General features: G+C 40.8%; 17 protein-coding genes, 1 tRNA gene and 1 rRNA gene. 5 read left to right on the top strand and 14 right to left on the bottom strand.

Features of this window, described 5'->3' with window-relative positions; genetic code table 11:
• Positions 1-83: 83 nt before the first annotated feature.
• The 4 genes from AS888_RS10525 to AS888_RS10515 all read right to left on the bottom strand — a co-directional run bounded on the left by AS888_RS10525 (position 84) and on the right by AS888_RS10515 (position 3833).
• Positions 84-626 (bottom strand): hypothetical protein, encoded by a 543-nt coding sequence (locus AS888_RS10525; RefSeq protein ID WP_061142115.1) that lies wholly within the window; start codon positions 624-626, stop codon positions 84-86.
• Between the two features lie 333 nt (positions 627-959).
• Positions 960-3374, bottom strand: a complete 2415-nt coding sequence (locus tag AS888_RS10520; protein ID WP_061142114.1) for a DUF927 domain-containing protein — start codon at positions 3372-3374, stop codon at positions 960-962.
• Complete coding sequence (locus AS888_RS26430) at positions 3343-3510, bottom strand: hypothetical protein (protein WP_155645455.1); 168 nt, start codon at positions 3508-3510, stop codon at positions 3343-3345. The genes AS888_RS10520 and AS888_RS26430 overlap by 32 nt, the downstream gene beginning before the upstream one ends.
• Positions 3511-3530: 20 nt before the next feature.
• Positions 3531-3833 (bottom strand): DNA-binding protein, encoded by a 303-nt coding sequence (locus AS888_RS10515; protein WP_061142113.1) that lies wholly within the window; start codon positions 3831-3833, stop codon positions 3531-3533.
• Between the two features lie 212 nt (positions 3834-4045).
• Between AS888_RS10515 and AS888_RS10510 the strand changes: the two genes are divergently transcribed.
• Together AS888_RS10510 and AS888_RS10505 are read left to right on the top strand one after the other, a co-directional pair.
• Entirely contained in the window at positions 4046-4528 is a 483-nt protein-coding gene (locus AS888_RS10510) for a helix-turn-helix domain-containing protein (RefSeq protein ID WP_061142112.1), read from the top strand.
• A gap of 18 nt (positions 4529-4546) precedes the next feature.
• On the top strand, positions 4547-5707 hold the full coding sequence (locus tag AS888_RS10505) for a site-specific integrase (RefSeq protein WP_061142111.1): 1161 nt from the start codon (positions 4547-4549) through the stop codon (positions 5705-5707).
• Between the two features lie 104 nt (positions 5708-5811).
• Here the strand turns inward: AS888_RS10505 and groL are convergent, their stop codons facing one another.
• Positions 5812-7449 (bottom strand): chaperonin GroEL, encoded by a 1638-nt coding sequence (groL, locus tag AS888_RS10500; RefSeq protein ID WP_061142110.1) that lies wholly within the window; start codon positions 7447-7449, stop codon positions 5812-5814.
• A gap of 60 nt (positions 7450-7509) precedes the next feature.
• On the bottom strand, positions 7510-7794 hold the full coding sequence (gene groES / locus AS888_RS10495; RefSeq protein WP_061142109.1) for a co-chaperone GroES: 285 nt from the start codon (positions 7792-7794) through the stop codon (positions 7510-7512).
• Between the two features lie 326 nt (positions 7795-8120).
• Between groES and AS888_RS10490 the strand changes: the two genes are divergently transcribed.
• A complete protein-coding gene (locus AS888_RS10490) occupies positions 8121-8846 on the top strand; it encodes a CPBP family intramembrane glutamic endopeptidase (protein ID WP_061142108.1) in 726 nt (241 codons plus the stop codon).
• Positions 8843-9055 carry a YdiK family protein gene (locus tag AS888_RS10485; RefSeq protein ID WP_061142107.1) on the top strand — a complete coding sequence of 71 codons (213 nt, stop codon included), beginning with the start codon at positions 8843-8845 and terminating at the stop codon, positions 9053-9055. The genes AS888_RS10490 and AS888_RS10485 overlap by 4 nt, the downstream gene beginning before the upstream one ends.
• Before the next feature lie 28 nt (positions 9056-9083).
• On the opposite strand, the gene AS888_RS10480 is transcribed toward AS888_RS10485, so the two are convergent.
• Together AS888_RS10480 and moaC are read right to left on the bottom strand one after the other, a co-directional pair.
• Complete coding sequence (locus AS888_RS10480; protein ID WP_057915804.1) at positions 9084-9746, bottom strand: redox-sensing transcriptional repressor Rex; 663 nt, start codon at positions 9744-9746, stop codon at positions 9084-9086.
• 25 nt (positions 9747-9771) lie between these two features.
• A complete protein-coding gene (gene moaC, locus AS888_RS10475) occupies positions 9772-10278 on the bottom strand; it encodes a cyclic pyranopterin monophosphate synthase MoaC (protein ID WP_061142106.1) in 507 nt (168 codons plus the stop codon).
• Positions 10279-10407: 129 nt separating this feature from the next.
• On the opposite strand from moaC, the gene AS888_RS10470 reads away from it, so the two are divergent.
• The gene (locus AS888_RS10470) at positions 10408-12327 is read left to right on the top strand and encodes an ABC-F family ATP-binding cassette domain-containing protein (protein WP_061142105.1); all 1920 of its coding nucleotides are present in this window, start codon (positions 10408-10410) and stop codon (positions 12325-12327) included.
• Between the two features lie 276 nt (positions 12328-12603).
• On the opposite strand, the gene tsaD is transcribed toward AS888_RS10470, so the two are convergent.
• The 6 genes from tsaD to rrf all read right to left on the bottom strand — a co-directional run bounded on the left by tsaD (position 12604) and on the right by rrf (position 15657).
• On the bottom strand, positions 12604-13617 hold the full coding sequence (tsaD, locus tag AS888_RS10465) for a tRNA (adenosine(37)-N6)-threonylcarbamoyltransferase complex transferase subunit TsaD (protein WP_061142104.1): 1014 nt from the start codon (positions 13615-13617) through the stop codon (positions 12604-12606).
• Positions 13614-14066, bottom strand: a complete 453-nt coding sequence (rimI, locus tag AS888_RS10460) for a ribosomal protein S18-alanine N-acetyltransferase (RefSeq protein WP_061142103.1) — start codon at positions 14064-14066, stop codon at positions 13614-13616. The genes tsaD and rimI overlap by 4 nt, the downstream gene beginning before the upstream one ends.
• A 21-nt stretch (positions 14067-14087) precedes the next feature.
• On the bottom strand, positions 14088-14780 hold the full coding sequence (gene tsaB, locus AS888_RS10455) for a tRNA (adenosine(37)-N6)-threonylcarbamoyltransferase complex dimerization subunit type 1 TsaB (RefSeq protein WP_061142102.1): 693 nt from the start codon (positions 14778-14780) through the stop codon (positions 14088-14090).
• Positions 14780-15232, bottom strand: a complete 453-nt coding sequence (gene tsaE / locus AS888_RS10450; RefSeq protein ID WP_061142101.1) for a tRNA (adenosine(37)-N6)-threonylcarbamoyltransferase complex ATPase subunit type 1 TsaE — start codon at positions 15230-15232, stop codon at positions 14780-14782. The genes tsaB and tsaE overlap by 1 nt, the downstream gene beginning before the upstream one ends.
• A gap of 201 nt (positions 15233-15433) precedes the next feature.
• Positions 15434-15507, bottom strand: a tRNA-Met gene (locus AS888_RS10445).
• 34 nt (positions 15508-15541) lie between these two features.
• Positions 15542-15657 (bottom strand): 5S ribosomal RNA (gene rrf, locus AS888_RS10440).
• Positions 15658-15818 lie beyond the last annotated feature (161 nt).

Here is a 15818-nt window from a genome sequence, read left to right as displayed (position 1 = left end):
AGTCAGTGGCACATGTCGGGAGTGAATCAAAGACAATTCCTTACGTCGTCCTTTGCAACCCTTTTCCTATAAACCTATTCCATTTATATTCCAAGCCCATTTAATCTAAGTCTAATCATTGCTTGTGCTAAAGGTAAATTGGCTGGTTCTATATCTGCAAGCTTTTTGATGATGTTAGCTGGATCTGGATGATCATAGAGAGTCATAGCAAAATCAACAAATTGTTGCTCTTCTTTTTCCATTGCTAAAAATTTTTCACTTTGAGTGAACATGGTTTTTTCTTTATTCCATCCCCCTGTCCAACTCATAGGTTCTATAATTTCTTTAGTGGAAATATTTGCTGCTGCATTAGTGTAAAAAGCTAGTAAATAATTATTTTCATACGAACAGAAAGGAAAAGTCATTAGATATGCTATAAATTTATCCTTATGTTCTTTGTTGAGAAAGTATATTGATTTTACTGTGTTCTCTTTTTCTAATAAAAGATCTTTTTTGTAGTTATTAATTAGAAACGAAATTCTATCTATAATTGTAGATTCACTAAAATATGCCCAGTCTTTTAGAAAACGATATTCCTTTGGGTTAATCCTAACTGTTTTATAATTATCTTCTTTATTCTTATTCATTAGTTTCCCCCTTGTCATTTTAAATAAAAAAGAAGAAAAACAGTTACATTATTTCCTTTTCAGATACAATGCTATGTAACACTATAATCCCTACTGTATAACTGTTTAACTGGTGTTATTCTGTCCAGTTACAGAGTTACATATATTTTTACATACCGGACTATTAACTAATAATAAAATTACATTAGATTAATATACTAAACATATAACTCTGTAACCCTTGTAACTATTTTATATAAACGGCTTCAATCCACGGTCTATCAATACTTAATGGGCTACATTAACTTGTAACTATGTGTAACCATTGTAACGCCATCCAATCATCCAATCCGTTTAACTGAAATTGAATCCCAATTGCTCAATGATCTCCCTATTCACTAATACGCCTCTAAACGATCGCTTGTTTTTTTTTATGACTTTGTAATCGACTTCATTGTCTTTATTGATAAATGTGTCAGTCAGTCCTCTTTTCATCCATAGGTAGCGAATTTGCTTTTCGTTGAGTCCTAACCGTTGTTTTAAATAAGCAGGTGCAAAGTAAAAATCTCCATTATGGAAAAAAGCGTTGATTGTTCCCTGTGGCTCGTAATCTGCATACAGTTTATTACGATTTGCATCAATATCCTCCAAAGCATTTTGTAGTTCCACAATTGGCAAGTCCATTGCCTTATTTGTTTTAGACATTTCAACAAAGAGTTCTTCTAAATCCCTCAAATTTATTTCAATAGATTCGTTTTTAAACATCTCATTTAACACTCTTCCTGTAAATACAATGAAAGAGTAATGTCTTGATAACCGCTTTAAAATATTATTATCACAACTAATTTCTAAAAATTGTTTTTCATATGCTTTAAAATATTTCATATAGTGCTCTCGATTTTCCTGCCATCTTTTTAAAAACTCTATTCCGATTGCTCCGTAATTATCTCGAAACGAATCATACACTTTCCTCAAATAATCATGGTCTTCTCCTTCAAATGAAAAGTTTGAAATTAGTATGACGCGGGCAGGAACTCCTTGGGCGTTTGCATATGTTACGATCTCATTCTCTCCAGAAGTAATCATTAAAGAATTCCATGAATCCGTGTATTGACTGCCATTCAAGCTTCCTCTTTGCTTTCCTGTATTATTAACGTATTGGTAAATCATTGGTTGTATCATTTTAGTTTCATTCGCACCGTTTGAATCATCCAGGATTTGAGGAAATGAGTTTAAAAAGGTAGATCTTCTTTCAACAGCTACGAGTGTAGTATTGAATGTTCCAAGATATCTTTCAGGATCACCCCATACAGATGCACACATTCTAAGAAGGCCACTTTTCCCACTACTTGATGTCCCTGATACATCAATAACAATAGGTTTCATATCAAATTCGTGCAAAATCACAGAAGCAAATGAAGAAAGGATAGGAAGAACTGCTTTCGGATGATTTTTAACCAAATTAAAAACATTTTTGATCCAACTATCAACAGTCCCCTTTACCCTAAAAGATTCATGTAGTTGAAGTTCTCCCCCATCATTTGGTAGTACCTGAATCTCATTTGATATTACTGGGTGAATGAATTTTCCTTTAATCTGCCCAAGCCGATTAACAATCTGTACTGTTGGAATATCGTTTTTTGCTATGAACAGATCAAAGTATTCTATTAAATGTTTGGAATTAGAGTCATTGCAACTTAGTCCTTTATCAGCTAGAGATAGAATCTCACGTTTTGAAGCAATTGTGCTGGCTGCAACTGTTTCCTTAAAGTCTCTCCCCATGTTATTCCAGCAAATTTCATAGTATATTTCGCTTCTCTCTAGGTGCTCTAAGTATTTAGTAATGTAAGGTACATTCCGACTCACAAAAGTGCTAACTTCTTGTAATTTACCATCAATTTTTTTCATTTCTTTTTTGTAGAGTGAACCTTCTTTTTTCAGATAAGGATCAGGAAGCTTAAATTCAAACGATTGAAAGATATTATTTACTTCTAAAGGTTCTTCCTTTTTTCTTGAGGTTTGTTCTAACTTGGCGATGCTATCTATTGAGGCCTTAACGTCCTCCCATGTATAACTTCGATCCTTGTCAATACAGAAATATTTATAGATTAATAGCATGCTTTGTTTCACTTGGTCTAATGGAACATTTATAGATTTAAGTCGTCTTCCAAGGTCATAAAGTGATTGGTTACGAGACCCATTTACCATTGGAATCGCAAAGTAATAGTCTTTGGTTTTCTGGGCATTCCATACTGGTCTTAAGTAAACAGGAAGCTCGTCTAAATCTTCTGCAACCTCAACAATAAAGCGTTTTTCTGTATTCTGGCTCGGAAACACAATAAAGCTATTCGTTGTTCCAACACGTGTATCAATAAGTATTCCGAGTGATGTAAAAAATCGACTAATCATTTTAACTTGCTTGTTTGATATTGATGACGCCTTAAACACGAACTGATAGCCTCGCGGGGTCCTAATTAAATGATGTCGAACTCTTTCTCCCTTTAAAAGTTTGATTAGATAAGAACCGTGTTCTACATCATCGACATCAATAACGATAAATCCTTTTGGTACTAGAGCACCGATCCACCCTCCCCTTGCTAGGTGGTCTCTAATCTCTGTTTCAGTTAAGCTCTCTCTATTAATATATGAGCCAAGTGGCTTTTTCGCTGTACTGTAATGAGTATTTCCATTCGAGTAACCCAGACATTTTATAATATTTGTGTTCGGGAATATCATTTCAACCTCTTGTACGTAAGAGCTGTGTAACATGATGATTCCCCCCTGCTTCACATATTTGATTGATAAAACGAGTGATACGATTTAAAATAATAGTGTAATGTTTTTTCATGCCTATTAACTCACCCCAATGAGCTAATGGGCCTTTTTTCTTTGCATCAGGTTGCATGTTTCTCCTCACAACAACATTCATCCTTTCCTTTTATATTTCAGAATATCTCCGCCATTATTTCTCACATTATCGTAGTATTTTTCCATATATTCTTGAACATCCTTTCTTTTAAACAACCATTTACTCCCGAGGCGAATTTTAGGAAAGTTCTCTTCGTATAAAAGGTGCGTACAAATTGAATTCCAAGACATATTGAGATATGACGTTAGTTGTTTAGAATTCATAAAAAACACCTCTGCCTCAAGTTCCTCAAGACGCTCTTCCACTTTTCTTAGATACAACTCTTTCAACTGTTCTTGGTTAATCTCTAAAGTAATCATAACTACTCCTCCTTCTATTTTTACAATCATTAAAAGTAATAAAAAACCATTTAACAGATTGTTACTAAACATGATATAATAACCAAAATGTTATTGCAAGTGTGTATAAAATTATTTCACTTGTGTGTTATTGTGTTATTGTGTTATCTTTCTTTGATTGAAGATTTTATTAAATAACGGTTTTATACTTTTTTAATAGGGGGGGTTAAATAATGAGAGCAATTAGTCCATTCGGTAAAAAAATAAAAGAAATAAGAATGGAAAATGGGATGACCATTAATACTGTAAGTAAAAAATCTGGCGTTTCCCAATCTTACATTTCACAAATTGAAAATGGTTCAAGGGATACTCCACAACCTGACATGATTAAAAAAATCGCGAATGGCTTAGGTGTTGATTATTTCATATTGATGAGAGCTGCTGGCTATATGGCAACATCAAACGAATTCCCTACAACCAACGAGGAAGAATTCACAAATATTTGTTTTAATGTGAAAACTGTATATAAAAAGACAGATGAAAATGGTTCGGAAAAATATGTGAGATACACTGAAGAAGAATTGAAGAGCAATTTCTTTAATTTACATCATTTGATAACACAAGATACCAATGATATTTTTTATAAAGATCGCGTATTAACTAGAATAGAAATTGAAAAAGTTAAAACAATGCTTGAATTGCTGCTAGATGATTAATTGAAGGGAGGTGAACTAATGGCGCACATTTTAAAACGTGGTGACAGATGGGCTTACATGGTTAACGTCGCAAAAGATCCAGTGACCGGCAAAAGGAGACAAATTACTAAATCCGGCTTTAAAACAAAAAAAGAGGCACAACTTGCTGCTAACAAGGTAGAAGATGCTATAGCAAACGGTGGAGTGTTTCAGGAAAGCAACATAACCTTTGAAGAATTTGCTACTGAATGGTTAAGCTATTATGAACACCAAGTAAAAATCAGTAGCGTTCGAGCGCGCAAGATAGCGATGAAACACCTTGTCTCTTCGTGGCAAAATACTCCTTTGAAAAAGATTACAAGGCATATGTACCAAACTCGCATAGATGAATTAAGCAAACAATTTAGCCCTAACTATATTGACAGTATTCATACGACGGGAAACATGATCTTCAAGCATGCTATCAGGCAAGACTTGATAAAGACAAATCCAACCTATGGTTTTGTCATGCCCAGAAAGCATGTGACTGTTGAGGATATCGAGGAAGACGAGGTTAAGGGAAAGTTTCTTGAGTTAAATGAACTGAGAACCTTTCTACGTATCACAAAAGAACAAGGATTATATCTAGACTATCTATGTTTTGCTACTTTGGCATATACCGGTATGCGCTTAGGCGAAATGTTAGCATTAAAATGGACAGACCTGGACCTTACTAAGAAAACTATAAGAATCACCAAAACATACTATAATCCAAATAACAAAAGTACAGGTTATCAACTCCTAACCCCAAAAACAAAAAAGTCAATCCGCACAATCATGATTGACGATGGACTTGTCGCCTTATTCAAAGCACACAAGCGTGAGCAGATGGAATTGAAAATGAAACAACGGTTAGTATATGAGGATCACGATTTCATTTTTGCTGAAAACATCGGGCACCCAAGGGTTATGAAGCAAATGGTATTGCGTTTACAGCGTTTAATGAAGCATTTGGAAGTAGACAAGCATATTACCCCCCACAGCTTTAGACATACTCATACATCCCTTCTCATTGAAGCTGGGGCAGGCGTAAAAGAGATTCAAGAAAGATTAGGGCACACAGATATAAACACGACGATGAACATTTACGCTCATATGACAAAAAATATCGAAGAAAAGACCTCCCATAAGTTCAGTGAACTTACGAAAGGTCTCCTCTAATTGGTGAAGTAAAATTGTTTCAAAAACTGAAAGTTAGCAAAAAGTTAGCATTTCACTAATCTCCACCTTACAAACCCCTATATACCAAGGGTTTTAGGCGATGATTACATCATGCCGCCCATTCCACCCATGCCGCCCATGTCAGGCATGCCCATGCCGCCAGCGCCTGCTGGTTCTGGTTTGTCAGCAACAACAGCTTCTGTTGTTAGGAACATGGCTGCAACTGATCCAGCGTTTTGTAGAGCTGAACGAGTTACTTTAGTTGGATCGACGATACCGGATGCGATCATGTTGACCCATTCGCCAGTAGCTGCGTTGAAGCCAGTGCCTACCGCTTCGCCTTTTAGGCGTTCAACGATTACAGAGCCTTCAAGTCCAGCGTTGTGAGCGATTTGGCGTACAGGCTCTTCGATTGCACGAAGGACGATTTTCACGCCTGTTGCTACGTCGCCTTCCGCTTGGATTTCAGCGATTTTATTGTATACATTAAGAAGTGCTGTACCACCACCGGCTACGATACCTTCTTCAACAGCGGCACGAGTGGAGTTCAATGCATCTTCAATACGAAGTTTACGTTCTTTTAGTTCTGTTTCTGTAGCTGCACCGACTTTGATGACCGCTACGCCGCCAGCTAATTTAGCAAGGCGTTCTTGTAATTTTTCACGGTCGAATTCAGAAGTCGTTTCTTCCAATTGAACACGGATTTGGTTTACACGAGCTTGGATTTGCGCTGTATCGCCAGATCCTTCAACGATCGTTGTATTTTCTTTTGTAACAACCACTTTAGACGCACGGCCTAATGAATCGATTGTTGCAGATTTAAGGTCAAGACCGATTTCTTCAGTGATTACTTCGCCGCCTGTAAGAGCTGCGATGTCTTCAAGCATTGCTTTACGACGGTCACCGAATCCAGGAGCTTTAACCGCAACAGCGTTGAATGTTCCACGAAGTTTGTTCACAACAAGAGTTGCAAGCGCTTCGCCTTCTACATCTTCAGCAATCAATAATAGCGGTTTACCTTGTTGTACGACTTGCTCAAGTACAGGAAGGATTTCTTGGATATTCGTGATTTTTTTATCAGTGATCAAGATATATGGATTTTCAAGGACTGCTTCCATTTTATCTGAATCAGTAACCATGTATGGAGAGGCATATCCGCGATCGAACTGCATACCTTCTACTACGTCCAATTCTGTTGTGAAACCTTTCGACTCTTCGATTGTGATGACGCCGTCGTTACCAACGCGCTCCATTGCTTCCGCAATCAGTTGGCCCACTTCTTCATCAGCTGAAGAGATGGCAGCAACTTGTGCAATCGATTCTTTGTTTTCGACAGGTTGGGAAATGGCTTTCAATTCTGCGATGGCAGAGTTGACCGCTTTCTCGATCCCTTTGCGGATACCCATTGGGTTCGCACCAGCTGTAACGTTTTTCAAACCTTCGCGGATCATCGCTTGTGCAAGAACCGTTGCAGTCGTAGTACCGTCACCAGCTACGTCGTTTGTTTTGCTTGCTACTTCAGCAACCAATTTCGCACCCATGTTTTCGAATGCATCTTCCAATTCGATTTCTTTAGCGATCGTCACACCGTCATTCGTGATAAGCGGTGAACCGAATTTTTTCTCAAGAACCACGTTACGGCCTTTTGGTCCAAGCGTTACTTTAACTGCATCTGCAAGTGCGTCCACACCACGAAGCATGGAGCGGCGTGCTTCTTCACTAAATTTGATTTCTTTAGCCATTTTTAAGTACCTCCCTAAAATTTTAAGAAAATTTTTCGTTCAGTTAAGTATGATGTATAATTAGCCGATTACAGCCAAAATGTCGCTTTCACGTAAAATTAAGTATTCAGTATTTTCGTATTTAACTTCAGTACCTGCATATTTTGAGAAGATAATTAGATCGCCTTGGGCAACCTCTAAAGCAACACGTTCGCCATTTTCAAGGACACGGCCAGTACCGACTGCTACTACCTTACCTTCTTGTGGCTTTTCTTTTGCAGTATCAGGAAGAACAATACCGCTTGCCGTTTTCTCTTCAGATTGAACTAGTTCAATAATAACGCGATCACCTAATGGTTTTAACAAGTGAAACAACCTCCTCATATTCTCTTGATAATGTGCTTCATGATTATTAGCACTCTTCATCATCGAGTGCTAACACATTTATAATATTAAATAAACCGAGCCTTTTTTGCAAGTATCTTATCGAAAATTTTTTATTAATTTCTGATAAATTCCGGGTATACTACATTAACATAATGATTAGATACGGAAATGTTTTTGCAGGGGTACCTTTGAGTGGTGTTCTGCCTCATTATTTGATACCATTTTGGAGTATGCGTTTATCGATTTTCCCCTGTCAGGAACGTTTTCAGGCGAAATGGGCGACTAAATAAAAGGAGTTTTCATCTTTGAAAAAAGAATATTGGTTCGTCATCATCACTTACATTGCCATGCAATTATCCAGTATTGTCGGGGTACCCATCTTCATGCTGATTGGGACTTCAACCGGAATGCCTGCTGATGAACTTGAGCAAAAGTCTGCAGCATACTGGATCGTATTCAGCTTTTTCGTTGCATTAGCCTTGATTCTTTTTTTAATGAGAAAAGATATGAAGGAAAAGATGGACACAAGCAACCAAGCTCCCGTTTCCGAATCGATATTGTGGGCGATAGGCGGTGTGTTCCTGGCCCTGGCTGCTCAAGCGGTCGCTGGGATCATTGAACAAAATCTTGGTGTGGAGCCTGAATCGGAAAATACGCAGCAACTCATTGCAATCATTTCCCAAGTCCCCATGGTCATTTTCGTCACTTCAGTACTCGGACCAATCATGGAAGAAATCATTTTCCGGAAGATCATTTTCGGATCACTTCATAAACGCTTTAACTTCTTCATTTCCGCTGTACTTAGCTCGGTTATTTTCGGCTTGGCGCATGGTGAATTGGAGCATCTGCTTTTATATACGGCAATGGGCTTTACCTTTGCTTTTCTTTATGCGAAAACAGGCCGCATCCTCGTGTCCATGAGCGCACATATTGCGATGAATACGCTTGTCGTCATCTTTCAAGTCGTGAATCGCGAGCAAATTGAGAAGATGCTGGATACTGCTCAAGCCTTCATCGGAGGTTTATTATGAAACGACAGTCACCCTTGTTCATCGGAATCATCTATGCAGGCTTAGGTGTCCTTTTTACGGCGATTGCGGTCCAAACCGTCAATTCGTCAGGATGGGGCATCTTCGCCTACATACTTGTCCTTATCGCGACGCTTGATTTTGGATCGGGCTTACGGATGATCATGATCCATTTTAAGATCAAGGCAGCGCAAAAAAATAAGAAAAAATAAAAAAACGCTGCAAATGTGCAGCGTTTTTTCATTCTTCTAATGCCGCTTCCTCCACTACCGGATAATGCTTCAAAAAGTAGATGAGCGATTGGAGCTCCACGGCAAGGTCAATGTGGTGCACCCTTATGGATGGCGGCACCGTCAGCCGCGCAGGGGTGAAATTCAATATCCCTTTAATGTCCGCTTTGACCAGGCGATCGGTAATCGTCTGGGCCACTTGTGCAGGGACTGTCAAGATAGCAGCCGTGATATTATTTTCCTGCAATAGTGTATCGATTTGGTCCATATGATAAATCGGCACGTCAGCTATTTGCTTCCCTACCTTGTCTTCAGAAACTTCAAATGCCATTTCGATCTTTGTATTATTATTTTTTATGAAATTGTAATTCAAGAACGCAGTCCCTAAATTCCCTACCCCGATCAAAGCGACTTTCGTCAGCTCATCTTGATCCAGGGTTTTCCTGAAGAAGGATAATAAATAATTGACATTGTAGCCGTAGCCTTTTTTCCCAAGCGCGCCAAAGTAGGAAAAATCGCGGCGAATGGTGGCAGAATCCACTTTTACAGCTTCGCTTAACTCTGCCGAGGAAACTCTTTGTTTTCCTGAGGAGTGTAAGTTCTTTAAAAATCGATAGTACAGTGGCAACCTTTTTGCAGTTGCCTGCGGTATCTTTGGGTCATGGTTCATCATTCTTCCCCGCCTTCACACATGCTTTTCAATCTCTATTTGTTTGATTTACTTGTCTTCTATAATCGCTGCTGGATACTCCACCGGTTTTCTCGACTAAGAATGTAGGCCCGATTACCATACCCTTATCCAAGGCCTTACACATATCATATACAGTAAGGGCAGTCACGGATGCAGCTGTTAACGCTTCCATTTCCACACCTGTACTCCCTTTGGTCTTGGCTTCCGTTTCAATCCCAAGTCTATATCCCTTTGGTTCCTTTTCCCAATCAAAGGCTATATTGACCCCCTGCAGTGCAATGGGATGGCACATCGGGATGATATTGGACGTATTCTTGCTGGCCATGATTCCCGCAACTTGGGCGACAGCCAAAACATCACCCTTTTTCATTTTCTGGTTGGTGATCGCTTCATATATTTCATCGTTCACCATAATGCTCGATCGAGCCGTGGCCGTCCGGGTCGTTTCCGGCTTGGCACTCACATCGACCATTTTTGCCCTGCCTTGATCATTGAAATGCGTCAAGTCTGCCATTAAATAACCCCTCCTAAATAATACACTATTATTCCACTTTATGTAACAGCTTGTTTTGGCCCGGAACCAAGCTATTGCCGATAATAACTATAATACGTTACACTAACAATAATCAATTGAGGTGAAACTATGATTTTATTACAAATCAATCAACTATCAAAATATTACGGAGCTGAACTTATTTTATCAAACATGAAGCTCGAAGTTCAGAATAAAGATCGAATTGCACTTGTCGGGCGGAATGGTGCGGGTAAATCCACATTGCTGAAAATCATAGCCGGCCAGCTATCGCATGATGGCGGTGAAATCATCAAGCCAAAAGGTGTCACGATCGGCTACATGGCACAGGATACCGGCCTTGAATCCGAGCTGACCATCTGGGATGAGATGCTGACCGTATTCAAGGATCTTATGGATCAAGAGAAGGAGCTGCGCCGCCTTGAAGCGGATATGGCCAAGCCTGATATCTTTGGAAATGAAGCCGTGTACCAAAAGGTGCTCAACGAATATGACGCACTGATGGTCGCATTCAAGGAAAAGGGCGGTTATCAGTATGAAGCGGATATCCGTTCCGTATTGCATGGCCTTCAGTTTGCAGACTTTGACTACTCTACCCTGATTTCCACATTGAGCGGCGGCCAAAAAACGAGGCTTGCGTTAGGGAAGCTGTTGCTAAGGAAACCGGATATATTGATACTCGATGAGCCGACGAACCATTTGGATATCGAAACCCTCTCATGGCTTGAACAATATTTACAGAGCTATCAAGGCGCTGTCCTCATCGTTTCCCATGACCGTTATTTCCTCGATAAAGTGGTCAATCAGGTTTATGAAATTTCCCGCAATAATATGAAAAAGTATTATGGGAATTATAGTTCCTACCTGGAGGGAAAAGCCGAGGATTATGAGCGGGACATGAAGCTGTTCGAGAAACAACAGGGGGAAATCGAAAAGCTCCGCGACTTTGTCCAACGGAACATCACAAGGGCGTCGACCACGAAAAGGGCGCAAAGCAGGCGCAAACAGCTTGAAAAGATGGACGTGCTGGACAAGCCGCAAGGTGATGAGAAATCCGCCAATTTTTCATTCCAGATTGAGAAGCAAAGCGGAAACGAAGTGCTCCACCTTCAGGATTTGGCGATCGGTTACGAAGATGAAACGGTTTCCAAAAACATTAACTCGCGGATGACGAAAGGCGAAAGCATAGCGCTAGTCGGTCCGAACGGGGTTGGAAAATCGACATTACTGAAGACGATCATCTCCAAGCTGCCTGCACGTGCCGGATCTTTCCGTTTCGGAACGAACGTCGAGGTCAGCTACTACGATCAAGAACAAGCCAACCTTATTTCCAATAAGCGCGTACTCAATGAATTATGGGATGACTATCCCCTTAAACCGGAAAAGGATATCCGCACGGTTCTCGGGAATTTCCTTTTTAGCGGGGACGATGTTTTGAAAACCGTGTCCACTTTAAGCGGCGGGGAAAAGGCCCGGCTGGCGCTGGCCAAGATGATGATGGAGAAAGGGAATTTCTTGATACTGGATGAGCCCACGAACCATTTGGATCTCGACAGTAAATTGGTGCTTGAAAATGCGTTGATCGATTATCCGGGAACGATACTTTTCGTCTCACATGACCGTTATTTCATAAATAGAATTGCCACCAAGGTCATCGAGCTCTCCAAGGAAGGCAATGAGGAATTCCTTGGTGATTATGATTATTATGTAGAGAAAAAACAAGAGCAAGCGGAGATCAAGGCGCTTGAACAGGAAAATCAAGCGAAAATCGTAGATGTGGCTGTCGAAAAAACGAATTACAAGATCGATAAGGAAGCTAAAAAGGCTGAACGGCAGAGAAAGCGGCGGATAGAGGAAATCGAAGCGGCCATGGAGCAGCTTGAAGCCGAAATAAACGAATACAATGAACTCCTTTGCGACCCAAATGTCTTTCAGGACCACGAAAAGGTGATGGAGGTCCAAACAAAGCTCGATCAAGCCCAAGAAACATTGGACCAGCTCCTCGAGGAATGGGCGGAACTGGAAGAATGACAAAAGACCAGAGTCTGATGACTCGGTCTTTTCTTTTTGAATGAAAAAGACAATTAAAGTTATCCACATATTTGTTAACAAAACAATTACCATTCACTAGCGAACAATTAGAGTTATACACATTATCCACAGAAACATATCCACTTATCCACATAATCACCTGTTTATACACATGACGTTCGATTTCCCCAAAATAATTATCCACAGAATATTCTATTTTTAATAAAACGGGGCAAAAAACAGGATCCCTCAATGGGGATCCTGTCTTCTCATTCTTTAAAACATTTCTATATCCAATCCAGGGTTTCCGTTCAAATCCATTCCGGAGCGTTTACCCTTTTCGAACATTACACTTCCAGCAGCACCGATCATCGCCGCATTGTCCGTGCAAAGATAAAGGGGAGGGATGGATAGATCGATAGGCAACTCCAAAAATGCCTCCGTTAACGCTTCCCTTAGCCCTTTATTCGCAGCAACTCCCCCTGCAAGCAATACCTGTTTAACATTGTACTCTTTGGCAGCCTTCACAGCCTTCACGACGAGAACTTCTATTACGCTCGCCTGGAAGCTGGCAGCCAAATCTTCAGGTTCAATCTTTTCCCCGCGCTGTTCTGCATTATGCAAAGTATTGATCACGGCGGATTTCAATCCACTGAAGGAAAAGTCATAGCTGCCTTCCAGCCACGCCCGGGGAAGCTTCAATGAAGGTGAACCCATTTGGGCAAGCCTATCGATATGCGGACCGCCTGGATAAGGAAGCCCCAAGGTCCGTGCCACTTTATCATAGGCCTCCCCTGCTGCATCATCACGCGTCTCCCCTATCACCTTGAAGGAGCCCGGTTCTTCCAAAAGGACCAATTCGGTATGGCCGCCTGAAACGACCAAAGATAATGCAGGGTATTCAATTTCCTGAATAAGCCGATTCGCATAAATATGGCCGGCAATATGGTGTGTCCCTACAATCGGGAGTCCATGGGCGAAAGCCACCGCTTTAGCCGCATTCACACCTATCAGGAGTGCCCCTACCAGACCAGGGCCCTCTGTAACAGCTATCGCATCCAAATCTTCATAGCTCACACCTGCCTGGAGCAGGGCTTCTTCAATTACAATCGTAATTTGCTCCACGTGATGACGCGAGGCTATTTCAGGGACGACCCCGCCAAAACGTTTATGGCTTTCTATTTGTGAAGCCACGACATTGCTTACTATCTCTGTTCCATTTTTGATGACCGCAGCCGCGGTTTCATCACAGCTCGTTTCTATTCCTAATATAAGTTGATCTGTTTTCATGCAAAATTCACCCACATAACATAAGCATCTTCTAGATTATCTGTATAATAATTCTTCCGGATTCCACCCTTTTGAAAACCTAGCTTTTCATAAAGTGTAATGGCCACTACATTACTGACACGAACTTCAAGAGTCATCCTCACCACACCCATGGCAATGGAGATCTCAACCATCTTCCTGAGCAAGGCTTCCCCAAGCTTTTGCCCTCGATATTCGGGCAGAATGGCAATATTGGTGATGTGCGATTCATCGATGACGATCCATGCACCGCAATAACCGGCAATTTTCCCCTCGTCCTCTATTACCATGTATACGGCATATTGATTATGATTCAATTCATTATAAAAAGCTTCCCGGCTCCAAGGCAGAGTAAAGGACTGTGTTTCCACGTGCAGCACTTGGTCGATATCTTCCGTTTTCATCTTTCGGAACGTCATTGTTTTACTCATAATAATCGGTCGCTTTCTTTTTTATTTCCCCTGCTGTTCAAGCCACTTAGCTTCTGCTTCCGCCATGCGTATATAGTTCGGTACAAACTTGTGAATATCCTCTTCCGTCTTGTTAAGGCCAAGGAAAGCCAGTTCGCTTGGTCTTGAGTTGAAGGACTGTATCGGGGCAAATACGGCTGATTCGCCCAGTGAGTCCGTGATTGCCTCCCGATGGATATCTGCATCTTGGCCAACAAATAAAATGGGACGATCCAATCCCTTCAATCGTTTCGCCCATTCAGAGGATAGGATATTACAATCTTCCATCACCGTTTTTAACAGATTATTGTCCATTTCATATAGACCGGTATAAATCTGCCCTCTTCTTGCATCGAACAAGGGAGAAATCAGCCCATTAAAATGGCGTCCATTAGCGGCCAATGCTTCCAGACTCGAAACGCCTGATAACGGTATTTGAAGCGTCCAGGCCAAAGTTTTGGCGATCGTCACACCAATCCTTACTCCTGTATAAGAGCCTGGCCCCTTGGCGACCACTATCTTGGTCAATTCCTTTGGAGCGGTATCACAATCCTTAAGCAGCGTTTCAATGGCCGGCATGACCCGAACTGAATGATTTTTCTTCAAATTTGTCGTGTACTCTCCAATTACCTGATTGCCATCCACAAGGGCGACCCCTAATGTGAAGTTCGATGTATCTATCGCTAAAACTTTCATCAAATAATCTCCTTACATAACTTTACATACCGGTCACCTTTAGGTTCCAGGACAATCCGCCTGCTAGTATCACCGAGACGATAAATATAGATGGTCAGGATTTCATCTGGAAGCTGATCCTTTATTATATGTGCCCATTCAACGACAGTCACACCATCACCTTCAAAATATTCATCGAATCCTAAATCTTCTTCGGATTCACTAACCCGGTATACATCCATATGAAATAAAGGCAATCGGCCCATGTATTCCTTTATAATCGTAAAAGTTGGGCTGTTTACCGTTCTGGAAACGCCTAACCCTTTGGCCAGGCCTTTGGTAAATGCCGTTTTCCCTGCACCCAAGTCGCCTTCCAAGGCCAATACATCACGGCTTGAAAGCCTTTGGGCCAGCTTCTGTGCAAACTGCGCCGTTTCTTCTTCATTTTGAGAAATCCATTCAACATGCTGCATATATCAATCACCTTTTATCATTATTAGCAAAATCATCATCCGGATCTTGACGTGAACCAGAAACGATATTTAACACGATGGTCAAAGAGCTCTATATGTAGTTTACCTTGTTTCAAAAGAAGAAACAAATAAGTTAAGGTCTTATTATTCGCATTTTGGATAAAACAAAAAAACGAAACATAAGTTTCGTTTTTTTCATGATTGCGGGGACAGGATTTGAACCTGCGACCTTCGGGTTATGAGCCCGACGAGCTACCGGACTGCTCCACCCCGCGACGGTATAAATGATGCTTTATGAAATTGATTACAGCTTGGCGGCGTCCTACTCTCACAGGGGGAAACCCCCAACTACCATCGGCGCTGAAGAGCTTAACTGCCGTGTTCGGAATGGGAACGGGTGTGACCTCTTCGCTATCGCCACCAAACATATAAACATTTTCCAGTACATCTCTTATCATAACATATATGATTTTGAAATGCAAGAGGGAATTTTCATTCCTTCAAAACTAGATAATAAGAAGGTATTTCATTTTTTAAAGCGTTGGTTAAGTCCTCGATCTATTAGTATCAGTCAGCTCCACATGTC

The organism is Peribacillus simplex, from assembly GCF_001542915.1.
Taxonomy (GTDB): Bacteria; Bacillota; Bacilli; order Bacillales; family DSM-1321; genus Peribacillus; species Peribacillus simplex_B.
This window is presented reverse-complemented; position numbering and strand designations above follow the sequence as displayed.